A 25,805-nucleotide genomic window follows, 5' to 3' on the forward strand; every position below is an offset into this window, starting at 1 on the left:
CGCGCGCGCGTCGCGCCCCGACGGGGCCGCGCGCCTGCCCCGGGTCGTCGCGCTCGCCCGCGCCGCTGCGGCGCTGCTGATCGCCGTCACGGTGATCGGGTTCGCGCCGACCTTCGACGGCCCGCAATACCTCGTCGCCGCCGTCGGCGGTCTCGCCCTCGGCCTCGCGCTGGCGTGGGCCGGTGCGCGGTGGGGCTGGGGCGTGCTGCCCCTCGCGGGCGCGACGGTGCTCGCCTACGCCGTGTTCGGCGGCGCGCTCGCGTTGCCGCACACCGCCGTTCTGGGCGTCGTGCCGACACTCGACACGCTGCGTCAGCTCGGACTCGGCGTCGTCACGTCGTGGAAGCAGTTGCTCACGACCGTGCCCCCCGTCGCCGCCGCCGACGGGCACTTGATCGTGCCGTTCATCCTTACTCTGGTCGGGGGAGTGCTCACCGGCTCGCTCGCCCTGCGCGCGCGCCACCCCGCGTGGGCGCTGCTGCCCGCTCTCGCCGTGCTCGTCGCGAGCATCCTGCTCGGCACACCGCAGCCGGCCGCGCCGCTCGTCGAGGGCATCGCCCTCGCGGTCGTCGCCGCCCTGTGGCTGTCGCTCCGCCAGTCGTGGGACGGCGACCGCGCCGCGGTGCGCGTCGAATCGGCGGGCACGTCCGATGCCGCGTCGGTGCGCAGCTCGCGCACCCGTCGGCTCGTCGCGGCGGGCGTCGTGCTCGCCGTCGCCGCGGGCGCGGGGATCGCGACGGCGGCGGTCGCCTCGCCGCCGGTGCCGCGCTACATCCTGCGCGACTTCGTCATCCCGCCCTTCGACATCAACCGTTACCCGAGCCCGCTGCAGGGCTACCGCGGGTTCATCCGCGACGACGCCGACACGACCCTGTTCACCGTCACGGGGCTTCCCGAAGACGGCCGGGTGCGCCTCGCGACGATGGATGCCTACGACGGCGTCGTCTACAACGTGGCCGACGACGGGGCAGGCTCGTCGAGCGCGTTCACGCCCGTGCGCTCGAACATGTCGCCCGCGGCGACGGGAACGCCCACGACGGTGCGGTTCGAGATCGGCGACCTGCCGGGCGTGTGGCTGCCCGACGTGGGCGCACCCCGCGACTTCACCTTCGACGGTGCGCGCGCGGGTGAGCTCGCCCGCACGGCGCACTTCAACGACGCGACCGGCACCGCCGTCGTCGCGGCCGGTCTCGAACCGGGCGACGCCTACACGCTGCAGACCGTCGTCGCCACGGTGCCGAGCGACGCGGCGCTCGCCGACGTGCCGTTCGCTCCGGTGAAGATGCCCAAGCAGACCGGCATTCCCGAGAAGATCGCCGACCTGGCATCCGCCGCCACGGCCGACGCCGAGACCCCCATCGAGCGCGCGCGGGCGCTGGAGAGCTGGCTGCACACCGAGGGGTTCTTCAGCCACGGGCTCGAGGGAGACGCGCTGTCGCTGTCGGGGCACGGCGCGAACCGCATCACGTCGCTGTTCGGCGGCGATCAGATGATCGGCGACGACGAGCAGTACGCCGTCGCGATGGCGCTCATGGCGACGCAGCTCGGCATGCCTGCGCGCGTCGTGATGGGGTGGCACGCCGACGACAAGAACCCGCAAGAGGGATCGGTGTTCACCGCGACGGGCGACAACCTGCACGCGTGGGTCGAGATCGCGTTCGAGGGCTACGGGTGGGTGCCGTTCGATCCGACGCCCGATGAAGACAACCAGCCGAACGACCAGACGACCAAGCCGCGCGCCAACCCGAAACCGCAGGTGCTGCAGCCGCCACCGCCCGCGCAGGAGCCCGCCGACCTGCCCCCGGCGATCGCCGAAGACCGCGAGCAAGACGACGAGCACGACGCCGGCATCGACTGGCTCGGCCCGGTGCTGCTCTACGGCGGCACCGCGCTCGGCATTCTCGCGCTGCTCGCCGCCCCGTTCATCGTGATGGGCGTCATCAAGGGCACCCGCCGTGCCCGCCGTCGCGGTGCCGCGCGCACCGCCGACCGCATTTCGGGCGGGTGGGACGAGCTCGTCGACTCGGCCGTCGACCTGCGTGCCCCGGTCGCGGTGGGCGCGACCCGCGCCGAGAGCGCCGCGGTCGTCGGCAGTGCGTTCGACGAACCCCGGGTGGCGGCGCTCGCGACGCGCGCCGATCGCGAGGTGTACGGCCCGGGCGACCCCGCGCCCGAAGAGGTCGAGGCGTTCTGGCGCGAGGTGGACGATATCGTCGGGGGGATGAAGGGCACCACGACGCGGTGGCAGCGCATTCGTGCGCGGCTGAGCCTGCGCTCGCTGCGCCGCAGCGGGTCGCTCCGCGACGTGCGCCGTGCGGTCGGTGCGGCGCTACCTGCGTGGGTTCCGGCCTGGATGCGTGGAGGCAAGGGCGGCTCGCCGCAGAACGGAGCAGACCGATGAGCGCAACGGATGCCCGTGACGTGAGCACCCCCGCCGGCGTCGCCGCCGGGGAGCACCGCCCCGCGCAGCTCGGCCGCCGCGTCGGCGCGTACGTCATCGACGGCGCCATCGCCCTGCTCCTGCAGTCCGCGGTCGCCGGGATCCTCGCGGGGGTCTCCCTCGCCACCGAGGGGGCGTTCCCGCTGTGGGCGGCCAGCGCCGGTGCTTTCGTCGCGCTCGCCGCCTGGTTCGTCGTCTACACACTCATGCAGGGCGGGGCGGGGTCGGTCGGCATGCGCGCCCTCGGGCTGCGGCTGGTGCGCGCGGGCGATGGCTCTCGGCTCGGCTTCGTCACCGCGCTCGTGCGCAACATCGTGTGGTGGCTCGGCGGAGTGATCGTCGTCGGGCTGTTCTCGCCGCTCTTCGACGGTTCGGTGTGGCACCGCGGCTGGCACGACCGGGCGAGCCGCACCGTCATGACCGACATCTCCGGCCGCGGCCCGGTCGTCGCCCTGCCCGGCTTGACGGGTGCGTCCGCCGGTGCGAGTGCGGCCGCCGAGTCGCTCGGCGAAGCGGCGACGGATGCCTCGCACCCCTCCGCAGCGCAGGGGCGGGTGGCCTCGGCATCCGTGCCCACCGTGCTGCCGGCGGCGCCGATCCTGCCGCGCGGCGAAGACACCGACCTGGTCGGCTGGACGCCCGGCGGCTCTGCCGCGGAGCACCGCCCCGCGGCGACCGCGGGCGGAGTGATCTCGTTCGTGCCCGGCATCACCGACCCGGAGCGCTACGACGCCCCGGCTCCCGAGCGCGCACCGGGTCCGCCCGTCGTCGACGCTCCGCCGGCGCCGGCCGTCGACCCGGCTCCCGCCGCCTTGCCCGCTGCCGCGCCCGCCGCTGTGCCCGTCGCCGGCGGCGCGACCGCGACCTCGGCATCCTTCGCCGTGCCGGGCGCGACCGGCGTGATCGACGACCCGCTCGAACAGACCCGGCTCTCGACCGGCGAACGCCCGGTCGCGAGACTCGTCTGGGACGACGGCGCGCGCCAGGCGCTCTACGGACGCACGCTGTTCGGCCGCAACCCCGCTCCCGAGACGGGGGCGATGGTCTCGCCGGTGCGCGACGAGACCCTCTCGCTGTCGAAGACCCACTTCGAGCTCGTGCCGGGCGACGATAGGTCGCTGTGGGTCATCGACCGGCACTCGACCAACGGTGTGGTCATCCGTCGCGGCGCGCAGAGCGAGGCGGTCGTTCCCGGTGAGCGCACGCGCGTGCGGATGGGCGACGTGCTCGAGTTCGGCGACCGCCGGCTGACGATCGAGGTGGCCTTGTGAGCGAGGCGCCGATCGTCGTGCGCGTGGGCGCCGCGAGCGACACGGGCCTGCGCCGGCGCGTCAACGAAGACGCGTTCCTCGCCGACGCCCCGCTGTTCCTCGTCGCCGACGGCATGGGCGGGCACGACGCGGGCGATCGCGCGAGTGCGGCCGTGGTGGCCGAGTTCGCGCGGCTCGTGGGTGCCCAGAGCCTCGGCATCGACGAGATGCGCGCGGCCCTGCGGCGGGCCCGCGCCCGCGTCGAGGCGATCGCGAGCGACGGCCGGGCGGCGGGCACGACGCTCACCGGCGTCGTCGTCGCCGAGGTCGGCGGCGTCGGATACTGGCTGACCGTGAACGTCGGCGACTCGCGCACCTACCGGTTCGCGAACGGCTTGCTCGAGCAGATCAGCGTCGACCACTCGGTCGTGCAAGAGCTCATCGATGCCGGTGTGCTCACGGGGGCCGACGCCGGCACCGACAGCCGTCGCAACGAGATCACGCGCGCGATCGGCGCCGGCAGCGACGGGCAGGCCGACTATTGGATGGTGCCCGCCGAGCCGGGCGACCGCATGCTCGTGTGCTCCGACGGGCTCTCGGGCGAGCTCGACGCCGTGCGGTTGCGCGACATCCTCGAGAGCGAGCCCGACCCGCAGCAGGCGGCGACGAGGCTCATCCACGAGGCGCTGCTGCACGGCGGGCGCGACAACGTGACCGCGATCGTGGTCGACGCGGTGTCCGTCAGCGGCACCGACGACCTGTTCGACACGGCGCCCGCCGGCGCCCGGCGATCCGAGGCCGACGGCGACACGCGACCCCGCGGCGGGTCGAGGGGAGAAAGCTGATGGTGACCGAGAGGCAGCAGAGCCGCGCGCAGGTGCAGTACCGCCCGGCATCCGGCGACACGGGCTGGTGGATCGCCGTCGAAGACGCGGCGCTCGCCGTGCTCGCGCCGAGCGTCACCGCGCAGACGGCCGATGCGGTGTGGCGCCGTCTCGGCGACGGCGGGATCGGCGCCGTGCTCGACGCCCTGACCGGCGCGTTCGGCACCTCGCTGACCGCCATCCCGCCGTTCGCGCTCGTCGTGGTCGAGGCGGGTGGCGTGCGCATCGCCGTGCGCGGCGCGCTCGACGTGATCGTGGATGCCGCGGGTGCGGGTGCGGGTGCGGTCTCGATCTCCGGCGAGAACGTCGCGACCTGGGCCGAGCGCTTCGTCGCGGGTGCGACGCGCGTGACGGTGACCCCGACGGGCGTCGCCGCCGAAGAGGCCGCTGTGCCCCTGCGGTCGGGCGTGGCTCCGGCCGACCTCGTGGTCGTGCGCGTCGCGGGTGGCGTTGTGGCGGGTGGCGCTGTAGCCGGTGGCGTTTCGGCCGGTGGCGCTGCTGCGGAGATCGGCGGTTCTGCGGACCGGCGCGCCGACGTGGCATCCGCTGATGTGCAGATCTCCGCGGTTGTGACGGCGGGCGGTGCGGTGGTGGATGCCTCGGTGCCGCCCTCCGCAGAGACTCTCGAAGCTCCTGCCGCCCCCCTCGACGCGCCGCGCGCGCCAGTCGAGACCTCGGCCGACACGTGGCTGCCTGAGAAGACCGACGCCGCCGACGCACCCCCGGCCGCGGTCGACGAGTACGACCTGCTGTGGGGCGAGACCGTGGCTCGGCCGATCACCGCTGCGGCGGTCATCACGGCCATCGATGACGACGGCGAGGCGGCGCCGGCGACAGCCCCGGCCTCGACGATCAGTGTCGACGGGCACCCGGATGCCTCGGCATCCATCGCCCCCGCCGTGACACCACCGACCCCGCAACCTGCCGCACCGGTGGCATCCGCCGACCTGGGCGACCACGACGGCGCCACCATCTCGGTCGCCGAGGCGCGGGCGCTCCGCGCTGCCGAGTCCGGCCACCCCGCGCCTGTCGTGCCCGAATCCGCCGCGCACGAGCACTACGAGTCCACTGACAACGTGCCGCCGCGCCGACCGGCCCGGGGCCGCATCGTCCTGTCGACGGGCCGCGTGGTCGAGCTCGAGCGTCCCGTCGTGATCGGCCGCCGACCCAAGTCGACCCGCACGTCGGGGTCTGAGCTGCCGACGCTCGTTGCGGTCGACAGCCCCGAGCAAGACATCTCGCGCAGCCACGTCGAGATCCGTGCCGAGGGCGAGCACGTGCTCGTGACCGACCTCGACACGACGAACGGCACCGTGTTGCTGCGCGTCGGCGGCGATCCGGTGCGCCTGCACCCGAACGAGCCGACGATGGTCGTCACGGGCGACGTGCTCGACCTCGGCGACGGCGTCACCGTGACCTTCGAGGGGCTCTCGTGAGCAGCAAGCGGCCACCGGCGCCGCCCCCGGCGCTCGCCGGCTTCACGTATGTCGACGTGCTCGGCTCGGGCGGTTTCGCCGATGTCTATCTCTACGAACAGCACCTGCCGCGCCGCCGCGTCGCGGTCAAGGTCATGCTCGCCGACCGCATGGCCGGCGACGCTGTCGAGCAGTTCACCGCCGAGGCCAACGTCATGGCCATGCTGTCGACCCACCCCGCGATCGTCACGATCTACCAGGCCGGCGTCTCCGACGACGGCCGGCCCTACCTCGTGATGGAGTACTGCCCGAAGCCCAACCTGCAGATCCGCTCGCGGGCCTCCGCGTTCTCGATCGCCGAGGCACTCCGGGTGGGCGTGCAGGTGGGCGCCGCGGTCGAGACCGCGCATCGCGCCGGCATCCTGCACCGCGACATCAAACCGGCCAACATTCTCGTCACGGAATACAACCGGCCCGCGCTGACCGACTTCGGCATCGCGACCACGGCCGAGGCCGAGGAGTCGTCCGCGGGTATGTCGATCCCCTGGTCACCGCCCGAGTCGTTCAGCGATCAGCCCGGTTCGGGTGTCGCCACCGACGTCTACGCCCTCGGGGCCACCGTCTTCACGCTGCTCGCCGGGCGCTCGCCGTTCGAGCAGCCGGGGGGCCGCAACGGCGGCGCCGACCTCATCCAGCGCATCGAGTCGCAACCCGTGCCGCGCCTCGAACGGGCGGATGCCCCGGTGTCGCTCCAGCTCGCGCTCGAACGCGCCATGGCCAAGCGCCCCGGCGACCGGTACGAGTCGGCGGTCGCGTTCGCGCGGGCCCTGCAGCGCGTGCAGATCGAGCTCGCCCACTCGGTGACCCCGATCGACATCCTCGACGACGCGCCAGCCGAAGAAGACGACGGCGACACCGACGGCGAGCTCACGCGGGTGCGCGGCATCGTCAGCATCGAACCGCAGACGAACCCCGCCGCAGGGCCCACCCGCCGCCGCGACCGCGTCGGTGTGGATGCCACGACCGGACCGACGGGAACCGCGGGCACGGCGGGAACGACCGGCACCGGGGGACAGGCGGCCCCGGCCGACTCCGACGACCGCACACTGCTGCGCGGACCCGTCTCGATCGCACCCGGGGCGCCCGGCGCGACGGCCGCCCACGGGACGACGGCCCCCGCGCCCGGATTCTCCGCCCCGAGCGACCTCGACGACGCCTCGACCACCGTGCTCCGGGGCACCGGCACCGGCACCCGCGGCGAGGCCGCAGGCCAGCCCGCAACGCCCCTCGCCGGCGAGCAGGAAGTGCTCGATACGACGACCGGCGGCGCCGGCACACTCGGCTCGTCGCGTGTCACAGAGCAAGAGCGCGTCGATACCGTGGCCCCGAAGTCTGAGGCATCCGCGCCGCCCTCTCGCCGCGGCCTCCGGATCACGCTCGCCTCGGTCGGTGCCGCCGTCATCGTGGTGGGCGGCATCGCCGCGGCAGCGACCCTGCTCGGTGGCGGCTCGACCGAACCCGAGGCGTCGCCCTCGGCATCCGTTCGCCCGCAAGACCCGATCGCGGGCGTCGTGCCGCCGGTGACCGACCTGGCCGGCAGCGTGCAGGGTGGCGCGGCAGTGTTCACGTGGACGAACCCCGAGCCCGAAGACGGCGACGGCTATCTCTGGTACCCGTACACGCTCTCCGGCGACGGCCAGGCCGCGCGCGTGGCCGAGCCGACCGTGAGCGTTCCCGTCGACCCGAGCGGCACGACGTGCATCGCGGTGACGATCCTGCGCGCCGACGGCACGACGGGCCCCGAGAAGCGGGAGTGCACGCCATGACCGACGTCGAAGACACGGTCCCGCCGCTCGGTGCGGGCACCGACGGCGCTGCGCCGGGCGACGTCACGGTCGAGTATGCCGGAGAGTACGTCACCATCCCCACCGGCACGCGGTTCACCATCGGTCGCGAAGGCGACCTCGCCCTCGACGACAACCGGTTCCTGCACCGCCATTTCTTGCAGATCGAAGAGGCCGGGGGCCTCTGGTGGCTCGTCAACATCGGGGCGCGCATGGCGGCGACGGTGACCGACGCCGAGGGCCGCGTGCAGGCGCAGCTCGCACCCGGCGCGCGGCTGCCGATCGTGTTCGGCGTGACGACGGTGGTCTTCAGCGCCGGCCCCACGACCTACGAGCTGTCCGTGCACACGGCGCAGCCCGCGTTCCGCGAGACGCGGCCCGACGCGCTCATCGACGGCGAGTCCACGATCGGCGCCGTGCCGATGACCCCCAGCCAGAAGGTGCTCATCGTGGCGCTCGCCGAGCCCGTGCTGCGGCGCGACGGCACCGGCATGAGCGAACTGCCGACCTCGGCGGCCGCGGCGCAGCGGCTCGGCTGGAGCCTCACCCGCTTCAACCGCAAGCTCGACAACGTGTGCGACAAGCTCGACCGACAGGGCGTGCCGGGGCTGCGCGGCGGGGTGGCCGCGTCGGCCACCAACCGCCGCGTGCGCCTCGTCGAATATGCGGTCGCGTCGCGCCTGATCACCCGCGACGATCTGCCCCTGCTCGACGACCCGGCCCTGCGCGGCGACGCCGACGGAGTCGCGGCGGGGCCCGCCGCCGGAAAGGACCACGAATGAAGCTGCGTACGACGCTCGTCCGCCCCGCTGCCGGCGCGGGCACCGACGCCGAAGACATCGTGATCACCGCCGACGGCGACGCCACGGTCGGCGACCTCGCGCACACGCTCGCGACGGTCGATCCGCGCGGCGCGGGCGAGGCGGCCGGTGAGCTCACCCTCGAGGCGTTCGGCACGATCGCGCAGGGCCCGGGAGAAGTGCTCGACGCGGCGGCCAGCATCGCCCACGTGCAACTGGCCGCAGGTTCGGCCGTGCGGGTCGTGCCGGCCGGTTACCAGTCGCGCCAGCGCGTCGGCGAACTCACGATCGTGTCGGGCCCCGGAGCCGGGACTACAGTGCCGCTCGAACGCAGCGTCATCGTGATCGGCCGCGACTCGGCGTGCGACGTCGTGCTCGACGACCCGCTCGTCTCGAAGCGGCACGCACGGCTCGAGATCGGTCAGGGCCGGGTCGAGCTCGTCGACCTGAACTCCGCCAACGGCATTCTGGTCGGCGGCGCGCCGGTCACCTACCTCACCGCGTCAGACGGCGAGATCGACGCCGTGCTCGGCGACACCCGCGTGCGCATCGTCGCGGCGACGGATGCCGAGGCCGCCCCCTCGACCTGGCGTCAGGTGCCGTTCGTGCGTTCGCCCCGCGTCGAAGCCCGGTACCTCGGCGAGGAGCTGCCGGGCACCGACCTGCCCGCGCCGCCCGCGCCGCAGATGTTCCCGTGGCTCGCGATGATCGCGCCCGTCATCATGGGCGCGGTGCTGTTCGCGGTGATGCGCAACCCCATGGCGCTCGTCTTCGTCGCGGCATCACCGTTGCTCATGCTCGGCACGTGGCTGACCACCCGCCTGCAGGGCAAGGCGCAGCTGCAGCGCGACAAAGACCGCTTCGAGCAGCAGCTCGACCGGCTGCGCACGCGCCTCGAGACCGAGCGCGAGACCGAGCGCACCGTGCGCCGCGCCGAGGTGCCCGAACTCGACCCGATCTGCGCCGACGCACTCACGGCGGGCCCGCTGGTGTGGACCCGCCGCCCCGAGCACTGGTCGTTCCTGCACGTGCGACTCGGCGACGGCACCGCCCCGAGCCGCAACACCGTGGCCGAGTCGACCAAGCGCGACGCGGCGATCCCGTCGTACGTCGACCGGCTCGACGAGACGGTCGAACAGTTCCGCGATGTCGCCGACGTGCCGATTCTCGAGTCGCTCGCCGAGGCCGGCGCGATCGGCATCGCGGGATCGACCGCGCGCGTCGGCGACACCGCCCGTGCGCTGCTCGCCCAGGCCGCCGGCCTGCACGCCCCCTCCGACGTGCACATCGTGGCTTTCGTCGGCCCCGCCACGCGTGCGGCGCTCGCCGACCTCAAATGGCTGCCCCACACGTGGGCAGCCGAAGACGCGCTCGGCACGGCGCCGATCGCCGACAACGCGGCCACCGCGTCGCGTCTGCTCGCTCAGCTCGAAGAGCTCGTCGACACCCGCGTGAAGCAGCTGCGGCGGTTGCGCGCTCTGAAGGCCACCGACGCGGCGACCGCGGCGGGGGCCGAGGTGGGGGAGTCGAAGGGGCGCAACGAAGAGATGCCCCTGCCGGCATACGTCGTGATCATCACCCCCGACGCCCCCGTCGACCGTGGTCGGTTGATCCAGCTCAGCGAGCGCGCGGCCGGCAGCGGCATCGTGCCGGTGTGGGCCGTGTCGCGCACCGCCGATCTGCCCGCCGCGTGCCGCACCTGGGTCGAGCTGCCCGCCGAGGGCGACTCGAGCGCCCACTTCGTGCGGCTCGGCACGGTCATCGCGCCCCTGCGCGTCGAAGCTCTCGACGTGGCGCGGTTCGGCGTGTTCGCCCGGGCTCTCGCGCGCATCACCGACATCGGCGATGTCGCCGAAGACGCCGGCGACGTGCCCCGCACCATCCCCCTGCTGCAGCTGCTCGGCACCGAGATGGCCACGAGCGCCGACGCCGTCATCGACCGCTGGACGCAGAACGCGTCGATCCGCTCGACGCGCTCGGGCACCGGCTACCAGCCCAAGCTGCGCGCGCTCGTCGGTCAGGGCGCGCAGGGCGCCCTGCACCTCGACCTCCGCCAGCAGGGCCCGCACGCCCTCGTCGGCGGCACCACCGGCTCGGGCAAGAGCGAGTTCCTGCAGGCGTGGGTGCTCGGCATGGCCGCCGAATACAGCCCGGAACGCGTGACGTTCCTCTTCGTCGACTACAAGGGCGGATCGGCCTTCGCCGACTGCGTCAGCCTGCCGCACTGCGTGGGCCTTGTGACCGACCTCAGCCCGCACCTCGTGCGCCGCGCGCTCACGAGCCTGCGCGCCGAGCTGCACCACCGCGAGCACCTGTTCAACCGCAAGAAGGCGAAGGACCTGCTCGAGCTCGAGAAGGCTGCCGACCCGGATGCCCCGCCCGCGCTCGTGCTCGTCATCGACGAGTTCGCCGCGCTCGCCAAAGAGGTGCCCGAGTTCGTCGACGGGGTCGTCGACATCGCCCAGCGCGGCCGGTCCCTCGGCATCCACCTCATCATGGCCACGCAGCGCCCCGCCGGCGTCATCAAAGACAACCTGCGCGCCAACACGAACCTGCGGGTCGCCCTGCGCATGGCCGATGAGACCGACTCCGACGACGTCATCGGGTCGAAAGAGGCGGCGCTGTTCGACCCCGGCATCCCGGGGCGCGGCATCGCCAAGACGGGCCCAGGGCGCATGACCCTCTTCCAGTCGGCGTATTCGGGTGGCTGGAGCCTGCGCGCCGAGCCCGAGGCCGCGGTCGAGATCCGTCCGTTCCGCCTCGGCGACGCCCCCGCGTGGGAGAAGCCGCAGACCGGCGAGGCCTCTGACGAGACCGAAGACCTCGGCCCCAACGATCAGCAGCTGCTCGTCGCGCGCTTCGGCGATGCGGCAGAGCTCGCCCGCATCGCGCCTCCGCGGCGGCCGTGGCTCGACGAGCTGGCCACGACGTTCGATCAGACCAAGCTCTCGCAGCGCTCCGACGCGCGCCTCGTTCTCGGCGTCGTCGACGTGCCCGAGCGGCAAGACCAGGTGCCGTTCTTCTTCGAGCCCGACAGCGAGGGTCACCTCGCGATCTTCGGCACCGGCGGCTCGGGCAAGTCGGTGGCGCTCCGCACCCTCGCCGTCTCGGCCGGTATCACTCCGCGCGGCGGCCCCGTGCACGTCTACGGCCTCGACGCCGCGACCGGCGGGCTGCGGATGCTCGAGCCCCTGCCGCACGTGGGTGCGGTGATCTCGGGCGACGACACCGAGCGCATCGAGCGCCTGTTCGGCGTGCTGCGCGCAGAGCTCGACCGACGCGGCGACGCGTACGCCGCCGCGGGCGCGTCGACCCTGACCGAATACCGCGCCCTCGCCGGCAAGCCCGACGAGCCGCGCATCCTGCTGCTCGTCGACGGGTTCCCCGCCTTCCGGAACGCGTTCGAGGGTGTGCCGGGGCGCGCCGACACATACCGAACCCTGCAGCAGGTGCTCACCGACGGTCGTGGCCTCGGCATCCATGTCGCCCTCACGGCCGACCGCGGACAGAGCGTGCCTACGTCGCTGCAGGCCATGATCCAGCGCCGCATCGTGCTGCGCATGGCCGACGAAGACGGATATGCCCTGCTCGGCATGCCGCGCGACATCCTCGGCGCCGACGCCGCGCCGGGCCGCGCGATCATCGACGACCACGAGGCGCAGATCGCCGTGATCGGGGGCACGCCCTCGACGAAGGAGCAGTCGACGGCGGTGCTGCGCATGGCCGAGGCCATGCTGCGCCGGGGCACGACGCCCGCCCCCGGCATCCGTTCTCTGCCGACCGAATACACCGTCGAGGCGCTGCCCGCGACGACGGCTGCGGGGGTCGCGATCGGGCTCTCCGACCTCGACCTCGGGCCCTACGGCATCGAACCGGTCGGCACCTTCATCGTCGCCGGCACGCCCGGCGCCGGCCGCTCGAACGCGGCCGCCGCGATCGCGCAGCAGACGCTGCGGGCGCGCCCCGACACCCTCGCGTTCTACCTCGGCGACCGGCGGTCGCCGCTGATGGATGCCGTGGCGTGGGCCGGCACCGCCGAGGCGGGATCGGCCGCGATGGCCGTGCTCAGCGCGGCCGACGAGGCCGCTGATCGGGTGGCGGAGGGTGGCGCCGTGCCGATCGTGGTGCTCGAGGGGATCGGCGAGTTCGCGACGTCGATCGTCGAGATGAACCTCTCGGCGCTCGTCAAGCGCGCCGGCCGCGGCGAGGTGTTCTTCATCGTGCTGGGCGAACTCAGCGAGTGGTCGACGAACTTCGGTCTGCTCGGCGAGATCAAGGCTGCGCGCCGCGGTGTCGTGATGCAGCCCGAGACGCTCGACGGCGAGGTTGTGCTCAAGACGCCGTTCCCGCGGCTCGTGCGCGGCGAGTTGCCGGTGGGCCGAGGCATCCTCGCCCACCGCGGCAAGACCGTGCGCATCCAGTTCCCGCTCGTCGGCGCCCCCGCGACCGTTTCGGCCGCGCCGAGTGCGCATGGGTAGTTCTCCCCATGGCTCGATGCGGTGGTGCCGTTTAGATTCGAAATCAACAACAGACCTCCCGGTATCTCCGCCGGGCTGAATGAAGGGGGCCCCTCATGGCCAATCTGAATGTCACCTACGACCAGATGCAGAGTGCCGCGGGGCGTCTGCGTGATGGTCAGTCCGAGCTCGAGGCGAACCTGCAGCGTCTGCGTCAGCTCGTCGCGCAGCTCGTGCAGGACGGCTTCACCACGACGCGCGCGTCGGGTGCGTTCGACGCGTCGTACACCGAGTTCACGACGGGTGCGACCAAGACGGTTCAGGGCATCGAGGGCATGGCCTCGTTCCTCGAGAAGGCAGCTCAGGCCCTCCAGTCGACCGACGAGCAGCTCGCCAGCCAGCTCGGCCAGTAAGGGCCCCGTCGTCCCATGTCTGACCTCCAGCTCGATCTCAGTGATCTGAGGCTCGCGAAAGTCCGCGTCACGACGTCCCTGACGACCTTCCAAGAGGCCGGCCGTGTCGGCGAGGACATCTCCGGCTACACCGGTGAGGATCGCCTGCGCGGCAAGGTCCGCGACTTCGCAGACAACTGGGACTACAACCGCGGCAAGCTGCAGGAGCAGCTGGAGTTCCTGCGCGACGCGCTCGAGGCGGTGGTGACCTCCATGGAGGAGGTCGACGCCGAACTCGAGCGCGCCGCACAGGAAGCCGCACCTGAGACCGAGACATCCGAAGGCGATGGAGGCGACGGAGGATGAGCGCCCTTTCCGTAGAGTTCGAGGACGTCTTCGCCGGGCGCCCTGACCCGCTGGAATCCGGAGCGGCTGACCTCGTGACGGCCGCCGACGCGATCGAGCGCGCCACCGAGTCGTTGCGCGCACTCGTCGACGGGCAGGAGAGCCTGTCCACGGACGTGATCGCGGAGACCGCGTCGCAGGTGGCACGCTCGCTCAGCCGCGCCCGTCGCCGCTACCGCTCGACCGGCCAGGCGCTGCAGTCGTTCGCTGTCGCGCTGCGTCCCATCCAGAAGGATGCCCAGGCGGCGCTGGCGTCGGCGGAGTACTACGAGGGAAAGACGTACACGCTGCCAGGCGAGATCCGTAGGCGCGAAGGCGACCTCCTGCGCGCCGACGCCGTCGAAGCACCCCAGTGGCAGATCGATCAGATCGAAGACGACCTGTGGCGGCTGCGTCAGGCGCAGGGGAACGCCCAGTCCGAGCTCGCCGACGCGCGGCAGGCGCTGCAGTCGGCGCGCGAGAAGATCTGGGCGATCGCTGACACCGCCATCTCCACGATCGAGACGGCGATCGAAGATGGTCGTGACTCCGCCTGGGACAACTGGAATCAGTTCTGGGAACAGGCTGCGGGTTGGATCGGCGAGTGGGCAGCGAGCGTTCTTAAGGGAATCCTCGAGTTCATCGGGCAGGTGCTGGCCGTGCTGGTCGCCATCGTGATCGTGATTCTTCTGATCGTCCTTGTGGCGATTGTGCTCGCTGTGATCGTCGCCGCCATCGGCTGGGTGGCGCTCGCCGTCATCGCCGCGCTCCTGGTCGGGGCGCTGCTGCTCACCTTCCTCATCCGCGACGGTCTCCGCTCGCCCCAGGGCCCGATCATCGACAAGTCGAAGGACTTCCCGCAGATCAAGCGCCCATCCGACGCGGACTCGGCGAACTCCGACGACCAGTACACGTCCGAGGACTATGGCGACCTGTTCGAGGAGGTCGGGCGTCAGGACGGTCGCGGCGGTGAGGAGATGACCGTCATCCGGGTGATCGCCATCACCGATGCCGACGGCGCCGTCATCGGCTACAGGGTGCAGCTGCCGAGCACTCAGAACTGGAGCCCGTTCAACACGGACGGCGCGCTCAACGATCTCTCCGCCGACGCCATGCTCGCCCTGTTCCCGGGTCTGGAGACCCAGTATGAGAAAGCCGTCTGGGATGCCCTGGAGCGGGCGGATGTGTTCGAGAACGACGCACCGATCCTGCTGACCGGCTGGAGTCTGGGGGGCATGATGGCGGGAGAGATCTCGACCGATCCGCGCATCAGCGGCCGTGTCGAGTCGATCGTCACGGCGGGTTCGGCGATCGACAAGCATGCGAGCGAGATCGATCCGTCGGTGCGGGTCACGCAGGTGAACAACATCCTTGACCCCGTTCACCACCTCGAGCTCGTCGGCTACGACGACGGCGAGGACGAGCGCGGCTCCAACTGGCAGGTCTACTCGCCGTTCGACTGGCGCATCCACAACGCGGACATGTACGGCGAGCTGGCGGATGATCTGGTCCCGGCTGTCCGGCCGGGCGACGAAGTGTTCTTCGCCGACGACGTCGAGGGCACGTACGAGCAGGTTTACGAAATGGGATACACGCGTGGGTAGGTTTCGCAAGGCGGCCGCGATGCTCGGCATGGCCGCCGTGATCACACTGATGACGGGGTGCGGTTCAATGAATGAACAGGATGTGGCACAGCGGCTGGCCGAGGCGGCACAGCTGAATGGGGCGATCGTCGAGGTGCAGCACCCGGATGCCCCCTGGAACAACAAGTACGTCGTCTGGATGTTCATCGACGACGACGCTCCCGGGTCGGTCGCCGACGATGTGCGACGTGTCGCGGTCTTTGCGGATGCCGACGGCGATCTCTCGGGCAAGCCGTTGACGCTCTTTGCGGTGGTCGGCGAGCCAGAGGCGTACGCGGACGGCAGCTACCGTCTCTCCGCTTCGGACGTGATGGGCTCTGTGAGTGAGATCGTCGGCGGCAAGGGTGTTGAGGACACCCTGAGCCTCAGCGCTTCAGACGTATCACGACTCGCTGTAGAACAGTGACGAAGACGACGGCGAACCTGCGATTCCGCCTTCCCGGCCAGTGGTACCGCCTAGATCCGAATGCGGACGACGAGACTCTCGTCCACGCGCGCATCGATGAGATCGTCCGTGATGCGGTGGGCGTCGCCGACGACGCTGCGGTGATTCGGCGCCGCATGCGCGACGGCTTGCGCGATGCGGCAACCGCAGCGCGTGCGGCGGCGGCCGAGGTCTTGCTGTTGTGCCGCGAGGTTGCGCCCGGGGTGCCGACGCCGATCTCTCTCAGCGTGCACGCGCCGATCACGATCACTCCGTCGATCGGGACGAGTGCGGAGCAGGTGATGCGTGCGTTCGAGCTGAGCCTGCCGCACACCTCTGAGCCTGATCTCGACTCGGCACAGCGCATCGAGCTCGCCGACGCGCTCGTGCTGCGTCTGCATGCGATCACGCCGCAGCAGATCGAGGAGGGCGGCGAGTCGATCGTGCAGAACCGCCTCGACGCCCGGTACTGGTACACGGTGCCGGATGCCAAACAGGTCACCCTCGTCCACATGACGAGCCCGCTCGGCGAAATCCCGCACGCGATGCTGCGCTTCTTCGACGCGATCGTCGCCGCGTCGTCGTGGGCGGCCGCGGAGGCGGGCGTCGAGCGACGCTGAGCCATGGGTAGTTCTCCCCATCGACGGTGGCGGCGTCGTTGCCTAGATTCGAAATCAACACCAGACCTCCCGGCGACCTGCCGGGCTGAATGAAGGGGGCCCCTCATGGCCAATCTGAATGTCACCTACGACCAGATGCAGAGTGCCGCAGGGCGTCTGCGTGATGGTCAGTCCGAGCTCGAGGCGAACCTGCAGCGTCTGCGTCAGCTCGTTGCCCAGCTTGTGCAGGACGGCTTCACCACGACGCGCGCGTCGGGTGCGTTCGACGCGTCGTACACCGAGTTCACGACGGGTGCGACCAAGACGGTTCAGGGCATCGAGGGGATGGCCTCGTTCCTCGAGAAGGCAGCTCAGGCCCTCCAGTCGACGGACGAGCAGCTCGCGAGCCAGCTCGGTCAGTAATCCGTAGTGACGGCGGCCTCACGACGCCCGCGGTGAGGCCGTCGTCACCTCGGCGACGTCGCCCCGTTGACGGGGGAGTACCGCCTCGAAAGGAAAGTCCGCGACTTCGCCGACAACTGGGACTACAACCGGGGCAAGCTCATCGAGAAGCTCGAGTTCCTGCGTGACGGTCTCGACGCGATCGTCGACACGATGCGCGAGGTCGATGACGAGCTTGCGCGTCAGGCCGAAGAAGCCTCCCCGGAGACGCAAGACAACACGGAGGGGGCTCCCCGATGAGCGCGATCTCGGCCGACTACGAAGACCTCCTCCTCGGCAAACCCGATCAGCTCGATACCCGTGCGGCCGACCTCGTGACCGCCGCGGATGCGATCGAGCAAGCCACCGCCGCGCTGCGCGGCCTGATCGACGACCAAACCAGCCTGTCGACGGATGCCCTGGCCGAGACCGCCTCCGAAGTCGCCCGCTCGCTGAGCAAGGCCCGCACCCGCTACCGGAAGACCGGTCAGGCCCTCCAGACGTATGCTGCCGACCTGCGGCCCATCCAGAGCGACGCGCGCAGCGCAATCTCATCGGCGGAGTACTACGAGCAGCGCTCCGCCTCGCTTCCTCGGGACATCTCAGCGCGCGAGGGCGACCTTCTGCGCGCGCAGGCCGTCGATCCCCGCCTTGAAGGGCGGGTGCAGTCTGTCGTGACCGCCGGTTCGGCAGTCGACAAGCATGCGACCGACATGGACCCGTCGATCCGGGTCACGCAGGTCAACAACATCTGGGACCCGGTGCACCACCTCGAACTCGTGGGCTACGACCCGGAGGACGACGTCGCCGGTCCGAACTGGCAGAGTACGCCCCCATCGACGGTCGCATCCACAATGCCGACATGTACGGTGAACTGGCGGACGATGTCATCCCGGGTGTGCGCGGCGGAGATGAGATCTTTTTCGCCGACGACGTGTCCGGTACGCATGAAGAGGTGTACGAGATGGTTTACAGCCGTGGTTGAGGTGCGCCGTTGCATGGCGGCGGTCGTGATCGGTGCGATTCTGGTAGTGACGATGACGGGGTGTGGCGGGATGAACGTGGAGCGCGCCTCGGACAGGGTGGTGCAGGGCGCCGGAGTGAACGGCGCGATCGTCGAGGTGCAGCACCCCGGCGCACCCTGGGTGAACAAGATCGTCATCCGGTTGTTCGTCGCAGACCCGTCGGCCGAGGGCGTGGCCAGCGACGTTCGAGCCGTTGCCGCTGTCGCGGCCTCAGACGCCGACCTGAGCGATCAGCCCCTCACCTTCATCGCAGTGGAGGGCTCGCCCGAGGACTTCTCCGATCCTCTCACCGCGACGATCACCGACAGTCTCTACATCATGGGCAGCGTCGCCGGCCTCCTCGGGGTTGGATCGGGCACCGAAGAAGTGCTCGACCTGAGCGCAGATGACGTGCGCACTCTCGCCGCCTCTTCGTGATCCACCGGCCGTGACGACCGCTGCCGCGCCCAGCCTGCGCTTCCGCTTGCCCGGGAGCTGGGTCGCTCTCGACCCCCGTGACGCCGACACCGCGCACGCCCACAGCGCCCGAATCGCCCGCGAGATCATCGGGCCGGCGGACGATGCGGCCGCGCTTCGCCGACGGGTGCAGAGCGGACTCGACGATGCGAGCGCGGCGGCGCGCGAGGCATCCGCCCACCTTCTGCTGATGTGCCGAGAGATCGCCCCCGGTGTTCCAACCCCGGTCGCGATCAGCGTGCACACTCCCGTCGAGGTCACTCCCACCGTGGGGACGGCGCCCGAGGCCGTGATGCGAGCCTTCACCGCGAGCCTTCCGCATACCGCTGAGCGCGACCTCGAGACGGCGACTCGGACGGATGCCGCAGGATCTGCCGTGCTGCGACTGCATTCCGTCACCGCGCAGCTCATCGAGGAGGACGGGAGCACGGTGACACAGAATCGCCTCGTCGCGCGCTACTGGTACACCGTGCCGGGTCGCAAGCAGGTCGCGCTCGTGAACATGACGACGCCGTTGGGTGACATCCCGCACGCGATGCTGCGCTTCTTCGACGCGATCGTGGCCGCGTCGTCGTGGAGCGAACCGGTCAGCGGCTGATCGCAGCGCCACGCCGACGTCACGCGCGCGAGGGGCTCAGCACCTTTACGATGATGCCGCGGCGGCGGAGCTCCCCGATCGCGTGGGTCTCTTCGTCGAGGGTGCGGCCGAGGGCGTGCTTGTCGGCGACCACCACGACATCACCCTCGACGAGGCGTCCGAACAGGCGCGTCAGACGCTCCGACCAGCTCTCCCCGGTCTCGGGCGCCGGGTGCCGGAACCCCTCGATCGGCACGCCGAAATCGGCCAGCGCATCGCGCTGAGCGATCACCGAGGGCAGGTCGTCGCGGGCGACGACGAGTCCGACCAGGCGCGAGCCCGCGGGCCGGGCCGCCCACCAGTCGGTGCCCGAGACGATCACCGGTACGGCCGACGTGACCGCCGGGAGCGCGATGGACTCGGCATAGTCTGCCGGGGCGCGGCCCGTGGCATCCGTCTGGTCGGTCATGTCGCTCCTTCGTCGGGCTCTCATTCTCACAGGTCGACGGGGTGCGTGCCGCCTATTCGTTGCCGCTCAGCCGCAGCTCGAGGCTCAACTGATCGGCATCGAGCTCGGCGAGCGTGCGACGCAGGGTGCGCGTGCTGAAGGCGCCGCCCGAGCTGAGCTTCGTCAGCCGCCCCCGCATCGCCACGTTCAGGGCGAGGCGAAGTTCGAGCATGTCCTGCTCGAACGCGGTGGTCTCCTGCGTCGCCGGCGCGGCGTAGCGCAGGGCCATCCGTTCGATCAGCTCGGGCTCGAACGGGCTGCCGTCGCGCCGCCGCAGGTCGGCGGCGGTGAGGGCGGATGCCGCGGCCTCGCGCAGCTCGCCGGCGAGGCGTTCCTGTTCGGCGGCGTCGTCGGCACCCTCGCCGGGCGCGTCGAGCTTCAGACGGTTAGACAACCACGGCAACGTGAACCCCTGCAGCATGAGACTCACGAGCGCGACGACGAAGGCGATGTAGATGAGCACCGGGCGGTCTTCGACGCTGCGCGGGATCGTCTGGGCGGCGGCGAGCGTGACGACGCCGCGCATGCCCGCCCACACGATGACGGTGCCGTGCTTCCACCCCAGCGGCGACGACTGGTAGTAGTCGAAATCGGCGAGGGCACGCGCCACCCGCTCGCGCATGGTCATGAGACGCCGTTCGGCGCGTTCGGGCGACGGCTTCACCCGGCTTCTGCCGCGCGGCGCGGGGCGGTCGGGCCATCCGTTTTCAGAGATCTGATCGAGGCGCGCGTCCATCCGCTCGAACTGCGACCGGTCCATCCGGCTCGCGCTTTTGCGGCCGGCCCACAGCAGCAGCGAGACGTAGACGGCCCGCACCACCAACACGATCACGAGGGCGCACAGCGCCACCGTGGTCGCCAGCCCGAGCCCCTCGTGACGCCCCGCCACGGCCGAGACGATCTGGTCGAGCTCGAGACCCATGATGAGGAAGATGCCGCCTTCGAGCACCAACTCGACGGTGCGCCAGTTCACCTGGTCGGAGAGCCGCTGTTCGGGCGTGAACCAGCGCGCGGCACCCTGCCCCGACACGATCCCCGCGATCACCGCGGCGACCAGGCCCGAGCCGTTGAGGTGCTCGGTGGGAAGGTAGGCGAGGAACGGCACGGTGAAACCGATCGCCGTGCTCGCGGCCGAGCTTCGCACCCACGCGCGCAGGCGCAGAGTGAGGAACCCGACCAGGGCCCCGATCACGATCGCGATGAACACCGCCCAGACGAAGGCGCCCACCGCCGAACCGAACGAGAAGGTCCCCGCGACCGCCGCGATCAGGGCGGTGCGCAGCAGCACGAGCGCGGTCGCGTCGTTGAGCAGACTCTCGCCCTCGAGCATCGTGGTCACCCGCGGCGAGATGCCGAGCCTCTTCGCGATCGAGGTGGCCACGGCATCCGTCGGACTGATGATCGCGCCGAGCGCCACCCCCAGCGCGAACCCGACCCCCGGCAGCACGAGCGAGAAGAACCAACCCAGCACGAGCGCCGTGATGATCACGAGCACGACCGCGAGCCCCGAGATCGGCGCGAGGTCGCGGCGGAACTCGATCGCCGGCAGCCGCACCGCCGACGCATACAGCAGCGGCGGCAGCACCCCCACCAGGATCAGCTCGGGGTCGATCTCGGGAACCTCGACGAACGGCAGCAGCCCGATCGCGAGGCCGAGGGCCACGAGCAGCAGCGGGCCCGCCACGCCGAGCCGCTCGGCGAGTGCCGTCACGACGGCGACGGCGATCACGCCGATCACGATGACGAGCAGCAGGTCCATCGGTCAGCTCCGCGGGAGGGGGTCGGGGGTCAGAGAAAACGCCGGGTGAGAGAGGACCGAGTCGTCAGAGAAGGCCCAGGGCGCGCACGGCGTCACGCTCGGCGACGAGCTCGGCGACCGAGGCGTCGAGGCGTGTGCGGGCGCGCGCGTCGAGGTCGAGGCCTTCGACGATGCGGTAGCCCGAGCCGTCGCTCGTGACCGGGAACGACGAGTACAACCCCTCGGGCACCCCGTATTCGCCGCGCGAGAGCACGGCGGCGCTCGTCCAGCCGTCGCCGGTTCCGAGCACGCTGCTGCGCAGGTGCGACAGTGCGGCGTTCGCAGCGGATGCCGCCGACGACGAACCGCGCACCGAGATGATCTCGGCGCCGCGCTTCGCGACACGGGGCACGAACTCGTCGTCGAGCCAGGTTTCGGCCGCGTCGTCACCGCCCAGGCGCTCGGCGAGCACCTCGCGCGCGGCGCGGCCGGCGATCGTCGCGTGATCGACGTCGGGGAACTGCGTCGCGGAGTGGTTGCCCCAGATCGTCACGCCCTGAATGTCCGACACCGGGGCATCCGTCGCCTGCGCGAACTGCGCCACGGCGCGGTCGTGATCGAGGCGGGTGAGTGCGGCAAAGCGATCGCCGGGGATGTCGGGGGCGGACGCCGCGGCGATCAGCGCGTTCGTGTTGGCCGGGTTCCCCACGACGACCACGCGCACGTCGTCGGCCGCGACCTCGTTCAGCGCCGCACCCTGCGGGCCGAAGATGCCGGCGTTCGCGGCGAGCAGGTCGGAGCGCTCCATGCCGGCGGTGCGCGGGCGTGCGCCCACGAGCATCGCGAGGTTCGCGCCGTCGAACGCGGTGCGGGCGTCGTCGGTGATCTCGACGCTCTGCAGGAGCGGGAACGCGCAGTCCTGCAGCTCGAGCGCGGCGCCCTCGGCCGACTTCAGCCCCTGCGGGATCTCGAGCAGCCGCAGCCGCACCGGGTGGTCGTCTCCGAGGAGTGCACCCGAGGCGATGCGGAACAGCAGCGCGTAGCCGATCTGGCCGCCCGCGCCGGTGACGGTGATGGTGGTGGCATCCATGGTTCGAGCCTACGGCCGCGCACGGGCCGGGGCGAGGCGAACCGACGCCTGATCTGGGGTGCGCCGGGTCTTCGCGATACGGTGTGCCCATGACGTTCAACAGCAACGCCGATGTGAGCGGCAGCGGCGCCAAGCGCCGGGGCCCCGGAGGTGGGGCGATCGCCGGAGGCGTCGGCGGTCTCGGGGCCATCGCGGTGATCCTGCTGCAGATCTTCACCGGGGCCGATTTCTCGAGCCTGCTCGGCGGTCTCGGCGGCGGCTCGACGCAGGCGGGGCCCGAGACCGAGATCACCGAATGCCAGACCGGGGCAGACGCCAACGCGCGCGTCGACTGCCGTCTCGCCGGCGGGTCGAAGTCGATCAATACCTACTGGGCGAGCGAGGTGCAGGACTATCGTGAGCCGCAGCTGATCATCGTCGACGGGTCGACGCCGACCTCCTGCGGCACCGCGTCGAACGCGACCGGGCCCTTCTACTGCCCGCCGGAGGAGACCGTCTACATCGACCCGACGTTCTTCGACGTCCTCGAGCAACAGTTCGGCGATGAGGCCGGGCCGCTCGCGCAGCTCTACGTGCTCGCGCACGAGTACGGGCATCACATCCAGCAGATCACCGGCATCTTCGACCGATACCCCTCGAACGGCACCGGTCCGTACAGCAACGGCGTGCGCTCCGAGCTGCAGGCCGACTGCTTCGCCGGGGCGTGGGTCGCAGGGGCCGCGCAGCAGAAGGACGAGAACGGGGTCCCTTACCTGCAGCCGCCGACCGACGCGCAGATCGACGACGCGCTCGCCGCCGCGGCTGCCGTCGGCGACGACCACATCCAGGCCCAGTCGGGGCGGGTGAATCCCGAGAGCTGGACGCACGGATCGAGCGAGCAGCGCAAGCGCTGGTTCACCGAGGGGCTCCAAGGAACCTGGCGCGCGTGCGACACCTTCTCGGTCGGGAAGGACCTGTGAACGGCTCGGCGGGACCCGCGCACCTCGACGACATCCTCTATCCGCCCATCGAGCCCTACGAGACCGGGTTCCTGCTCGCGGGCGACGGCCAGCGCGTCTACTGGGAGCAGTCGGGCAATCCCGAGGGAAAGCCCGTCGTGTTCCTGCACGGCGGTCCCGGCGCGGGCACGTCCGCGTGGCACCGTCGCTTCTTCGACCCCGAGATCTACCGCATCGTGCTCTTCGATCAGCGCGGATGCGGCAAGTCGACCCCGCACGTGAGCGCACCCGATGCCGACCTGCGCTACAACACCACGTGGCACCTCGTCGCCGATATCGAGCTGCTGCGCAAGAACCTCGCCATCGAGCAGTGGCAGGTGTTCGGCGGGTCGTGGGGCTCGGCCCTCGCCCTCGCGTACGCGCAGTCGAACCCGTCGGCCGTGAGCGAGATCGTGCTGCGGGGCATCTTCACGCTGCGCCGGCATGAGCTGGAGTGGTTCTACGAGGGCGGCGCGTCGGCGATCTTCCCCGACCTGTGGGAGGACTACCTCGCCCCGATCCCCGTGCTCGAGCGCTCGCGGCTGATCGAGGCGTACCACCGCCGGCTCACCGACCCCGACCCCGACGTGCACAGGCCCGCCGCGCTCGCGTGGACGACGTGGGAGGCATCCACCCTCACGCTCCTGCCCGATCCCGAGCTCGTCGGCTCGATGACCGAGGCCGACGCCGCCGTCGCTTTCGCCCGCATCGAGAACCACTACTTCATGCACGGCGGATGGATGCGCGAGGGGCAGCTGATCGACGACGTCGCCGCGATCCGGGGCATCCCCGCGGTCATCGTGCAGGGCCGCTACGACGTCTGCACGCCCATGATGACGGCGTGGGACCTGCACCGCGCGTGGCCCGAAGCCGAGTTCGTCGTCGTGCCCGACGCCGGTCACGCGGCCGGCGAGCCCGGTATCGCCCGCGCCCTGCGTGCCGCCACCGACCGCTTCGGCCACTGACGCGGGGCCTGTCGGGAGGGGACTGCTAGACTGAAGGTTCTTGTCGCGCCGATTCCGGCGCGCTTGCGTCGTAGAGCGCTTCCCTCGCCGCCCGGTCCGACCGGATGCCGGCTGACATTCCCCATACGGCGACCCTGTGCGCATATCCCGCAGAGGCCACCGATCCGGGCATCGTGCCCAGAAATATCCCCATGTCTGACATCACTTTCCGCACGCTCGGCGTGCCCACCCCCCTGCTCGACGTCCTCGCGAAGGACGGCAAGACCGAGCCGTTCCCCATCCAGTCCGACACCCTGCCCGACACCCTCGCCGGCCGCGACGTGCTCGGCCGCGGCAAGACGGGCTCGGGCAAGACCCTCGCCTTCTCGATCCCGATGGCCGCGCGCCTCGGCGGCGCGCTCGCGGGCGGTTCGCGCCGTGCCGGTCGCATCCTCGGTCTCGTCCTGGCCCCCACTCGCGAGCTCGCGACGCAGATCAACGCGACGCTCGAGCCCCTGGCATCCGCTTACGGGCTGAAGACCACCACGATCTTCGGCGGCGTGAGCCAGAACCGCCAGGTCGCGGCGCTGAAGGACGGCGTCGACATCGTCGTCGCCTGCCCCGGCCGCCTCGAAGACCTCATGAAGCAGGGCTTCGTGAAGCTGGATGCCGTGGAGATCACCGTCATCGACGAGGCCGACCACATGGCCGACCTGGGGTTCCTCCCGGTCGTCACCCGCATTCTCGACAAGACCCCGCAGGGCGGTCAGCGCCTGCTGTTCAGCGCGACCCTCGACAACGGGGTCGACAAGCTCGTGAACCGCTTCCTGCAGAACGAGGTGCTGCACTCGGTCGACGAGGCGAACTCGCCGGTCGCCGCGATGACCCACCACGTGTTCTACACCGAAGGGGCGGATGCCAAGAAGGAGCTCGTCCGCACCCTCGCGTCGGGCACGGGGCGCCGCATCCTCTTCATGCGCACGAAGCACCACGCCAAGAAGCTCGCGCAGGCGCTGACGGCGCAGGGCATTCCCGCCGTCGACCTGCACGGCAACCTGTCGCAGCCCGCGCGTGACCGGAACCTCGCCGCTTTCGCGTCGGGCGCCGCGAAGGTGCTCGTCGCGACCGACGTCGCCGCGCGCGGCGTGCACGTCGACGACGTCGAGCTGGTCATCCACGTCGACCCGCCCATGGAGCACAAGGCGTACCTGCACCGCTCGGGCCGCACCGCCCGCGCCGGCGCCGAGGGCTCGGTCGTCACGATCGTCATGCCCGGCCAGGAGAAAGACGTCAAAGACCTGCTGCGCAAGGCCGCCATCACCGTCACCCCGGTGAAGGTCTCGGCCACCTCGCCCGAGGTCACCGCGCTCGTCGGTCAGGTGGCGCCGTATGTCGCACCCGCGCCCAAGGCCGAGCAGTCCAGCCGCGGCCAGGGTTCGAACGGCGGCGGCCGCAGCCAGGGCGCCAACGCGCAGCGCAAGCGCGCCGCGCGCGAGGCGCAGGGCGCCGTGCACGGC

Annotated in this window: 22 protein-coding genes; 19 read left to right on the plus strand and 3 right to left on the minus strand. The window is 71.3% G+C overall.

What is annotated here, in order from left to right; translation table 11 throughout:
• Positions 1 to 34 precede the first annotated feature (34 nt).
• From G3N18_RS11590 to G3N18_RS11670, 16 genes are all read left to right on the plus strand, one after another.
• Positions 35 to 2,401, plus strand: coding sequence for a transglutaminase TgpA family protein (locus G3N18_RS11590; RefSeq protein WP_196384464.1), 2,367 nt, complete (start codon positions 35 to 37; stop codon positions 2,399 to 2,401).
• Positions 2,402 to 2,421: 20 nt separating this feature from the next.
• Positions 2,422 to 3,711 carry an RDD family protein gene (locus tag G3N18_RS11595; RefSeq protein WP_338038535.1) on the plus strand — a complete coding sequence of 430 codons (1,290 nt, stop codon included), beginning with the start codon at positions 2,422 to 2,424 and terminating at the stop codon, positions 3,709 to 3,711.
• Positions 3,708 to 4,535, plus strand: coding sequence for a protein phosphatase 2C domain-containing protein (locus G3N18_RS11600; protein WP_196384447.1), 828 nt, complete (start codon positions 3,708 to 3,710; stop codon positions 4,533 to 4,535). Before G3N18_RS11595 ends, G3N18_RS11600 begins: the two co-directional genes overlap by 4 nt.
• Positions 4,535 to 6,010, plus strand: coding sequence for an FHA domain-containing protein (locus G3N18_RS11605; protein WP_206693187.1), 1,476 nt, complete (start codon positions 4,535 to 4,537; stop codon positions 6,008 to 6,010). Before G3N18_RS11600 ends, G3N18_RS11605 begins: the two co-directional genes overlap by 1 nt.
• Positions 6,007 to 7,815, plus strand: a complete 1,809-nt coding sequence (locus G3N18_RS11610) for a protein kinase domain-containing protein (protein WP_196384448.1) — start codon at positions 6,007 to 6,009, stop codon at positions 7,813 to 7,815. Before G3N18_RS11605 ends, G3N18_RS11610 begins: the two co-directional genes overlap by 4 nt.
• The gene (locus G3N18_RS11615) at positions 7,812 to 8,615 is read left to right on the plus strand and encodes a hypothetical protein (protein WP_196384449.1); all 804 of its coding nucleotides are present in this window, start codon (positions 7,812 to 7,814) and stop codon (positions 8,613 to 8,615) included. Before G3N18_RS11610 ends, G3N18_RS11615 begins: the two co-directional genes overlap by 4 nt.
• On the plus strand, positions 8,612 to 13,111 hold the full coding sequence (locus G3N18_RS11620) for an FtsK/SpoIIIE domain-containing protein (RefSeq protein ID WP_196384450.1): 4,500 nt from the start codon (positions 8,612 to 8,614) through the stop codon (positions 13,109 to 13,111). Before G3N18_RS11615 ends, G3N18_RS11620 begins: the two co-directional genes overlap by 4 nt.
• 95 nt (positions 13,112 to 13,206) lie before the next feature.
• Positions 13,207 to 13,503, plus strand: a complete 297-nt coding sequence (locus G3N18_RS11625; RefSeq protein ID WP_196384451.1) for a WXG100 family type VII secretion target — start codon at positions 13,207 to 13,209, stop codon at positions 13,501 to 13,503.
• Between the two features lie 15 nt (positions 13,504 to 13,518).
• Positions 13,519 to 13,848 carry a hypothetical protein gene (locus G3N18_RS11630; RefSeq protein WP_196384452.1) on the plus strand — a complete coding sequence of 110 codons (330 nt, stop codon included), beginning with the start codon at positions 13,519 to 13,521 and terminating at the stop codon, positions 13,846 to 13,848.
• Entirely contained in the window at positions 13,845 to 15,470 is a 1,626-nt protein-coding gene (locus G3N18_RS11635) for a hypothetical protein (protein ID WP_230404143.1), read from the plus strand. Before G3N18_RS11630 ends, G3N18_RS11635 begins: the two co-directional genes overlap by 4 nt.
• Before the next feature lie 19 nt (positions 15,471 to 15,489).
• The gene (locus G3N18_RS11640) at positions 15,490 to 15,915 is read left to right on the plus strand and encodes a hypothetical protein (RefSeq protein ID WP_196384453.1); all 426 of its coding nucleotides are present in this window, start codon (positions 15,490 to 15,492) and stop codon (positions 15,913 to 15,915) included.
• The gene (locus G3N18_RS11645; RefSeq protein WP_196384454.1) at positions 15,912 to 16,553 is read left to right on the plus strand and encodes a hypothetical protein; all 642 of its coding nucleotides are present in this window, start codon (positions 15,912 to 15,914) and stop codon (positions 16,551 to 16,553) included. Before G3N18_RS11640 ends, G3N18_RS11645 begins: the two co-directional genes overlap by 4 nt.
• 105 nt (positions 16,554 to 16,658) lie before the next feature.
• Positions 16,659 to 16,955 carry a WXG100 family type VII secretion target gene (locus tag G3N18_RS11650; RefSeq protein WP_196384451.1) on the plus strand — a complete coding sequence of 99 codons (297 nt, stop codon included), beginning with the start codon at positions 16,659 to 16,661 and terminating at the stop codon, positions 16,953 to 16,955.
• A gap of 66 nt (positions 16,956 to 17,021) precedes the next feature.
• Positions 17,022 to 17,234, plus strand: a complete 213-nt coding sequence (locus G3N18_RS11655; protein WP_196384455.1) for a hypothetical protein — start codon at positions 17,022 to 17,024, stop codon at positions 17,232 to 17,234.
• Positions 17,231 to 18,415 (plus strand): hypothetical protein, encoded by a 1,185-nt coding sequence (locus G3N18_RS16180; RefSeq protein ID WP_230404144.1) that lies wholly within the window; start codon positions 17,231 to 17,233, stop codon positions 18,413 to 18,415. Before G3N18_RS11655 ends, G3N18_RS16180 begins: the two co-directional genes overlap by 4 nt.
• A gap of 10 nt (positions 18,416 to 18,425) precedes the next feature.
• Complete coding sequence (locus tag G3N18_RS11670; protein WP_338038536.1) at positions 18,426 to 19,052, plus strand: hypothetical protein; 627 nt, start codon at positions 18,426 to 18,428, stop codon at positions 19,050 to 19,052.
• 19 nt (positions 19,053 to 19,071) lie between these two features.
• On the opposite strand, the gene G3N18_RS11675 is transcribed toward G3N18_RS11670, so the two are convergent.
• The 3 genes from G3N18_RS11675 to G3N18_RS11685 all read right to left on the minus strand — a co-directional run bounded on the left by G3N18_RS11675 (position 19,072) and on the right by G3N18_RS11685 (position 22,367).
• Positions 19,072 to 19,500 carry a recombinase family protein gene (locus G3N18_RS11675; RefSeq protein WP_196384458.1) on the minus strand — a complete coding sequence of 143 codons (429 nt, stop codon included), beginning with the start codon at positions 19,498 to 19,500 and terminating at the stop codon, positions 19,072 to 19,074.
• Between the two features lie 52 nt (positions 19,501 to 19,552).
• Positions 19,553 to 21,298 carry a cation:proton antiporter gene (locus G3N18_RS11680; RefSeq protein ID WP_196384459.1) on the minus strand — a complete coding sequence of 582 codons (1,746 nt, stop codon included), beginning with the start codon at positions 21,296 to 21,298 and terminating at the stop codon, positions 19,553 to 19,555.
• Positions 21,299 to 21,362: 64 nt separating this feature from the next.
• Positions 21,363 to 22,367 carry a malate dehydrogenase gene (locus G3N18_RS11685; RefSeq protein WP_196384460.1) on the minus strand — a complete coding sequence of 335 codons (1,005 nt, stop codon included), beginning with the start codon at positions 22,365 to 22,367 and terminating at the stop codon, positions 21,363 to 21,365.
• 89 nt (positions 22,368 to 22,456) lie between these two features.
• On the opposite strand from G3N18_RS11685, the gene ypfJ reads away from it, so the two are divergent.
• The 3 genes from ypfJ to G3N18_RS11700 form a co-directional block, all read left to right on the plus strand.
• Positions 22,457 to 23,326 (plus strand): KPN_02809 family neutral zinc metallopeptidase, encoded by an 870-nt coding sequence (gene ypfJ, locus G3N18_RS11690; protein ID WP_196384461.1) that lies wholly within the window; start codon positions 22,457 to 22,459, stop codon positions 23,324 to 23,326.
• Positions 23,323 to 24,309 carry a prolyl aminopeptidase gene (gene pip, locus G3N18_RS11695; protein ID WP_196384462.1) on the plus strand — a complete coding sequence of 329 codons (987 nt, stop codon included), beginning with the start codon at positions 23,323 to 23,325 and terminating at the stop codon, positions 24,307 to 24,309. The genes ypfJ and pip overlap by 4 nt, the downstream gene beginning before the upstream one ends.
• Positions 24,310 to 24,500: 191 nt before the next feature.
• Positions 24,501 to 25,805 (plus strand): DEAD/DEAH box helicase (locus tag G3N18_RS11700; RefSeq protein ID WP_196384463.1); only part of this gene is annotated, 1,305 nt, incomplete at its 3' end.

The sequence above is a fragment of the Microbacterium paulum genome (assembly GCF_015707995.1).
Classification (GTDB): domain Bacteria; phylum Actinomycetota; class Actinomycetes; order Actinomycetales; family Microbacteriaceae; genus Microbacterium; species Microbacterium paulum.